The organism is Leucobacter sp. G161 (assembly GCF_001482305.1).
Classification (GTDB): Bacteria; Actinomycetota; Actinomycetes; order Actinomycetales; family Microbacteriaceae; genus Leucobacter.
This window is the reverse complement of record NZ_LOHP01000033.1, coordinates 1-208: the sequence shown is the minus strand read 5'-3', so window position 1 is coordinate 208 and position 208 is coordinate 1. Positions and strand designations below refer to the sequence as shown.

1 protein-coding gene is annotated in these 208 nt (G+C 65.9%); it reads right to left on the bottom strand.

Annotated features, from left to right (window positions below; all coding sequences use genetic code 11):
- Positions 1 to 200 (bottom strand): isocitrate/isopropylmalate family dehydrogenase (locus tag AUL38_RS03045; protein ID WP_235590581.1); only part of this gene is annotated, 200 nt, incomplete at its 3' end.
- Positions 201 to 208 lie beyond the last annotated feature (8 nt).

Here is a 208-nt window from a genome sequence, read left to right as displayed (position 1 = left end):
GCTCCGCGCAGCTCATCTTCGACCTCGGCGAAGAGCTCACCGGTTTCGAGGTAGTGGTTGGCCCCTGCGGCGTACTCGGTGCGCTCGGTGGTGAAGTCGTAGCGTGATTCTGCGGCGTCGAGCACCTCGAGGGCGCATGCGATAACCTCTGGGCCGATGCCGTCGCCGGGGAGTACCGCGATGGAGTGGGAGCGCGTCATTGGGATCC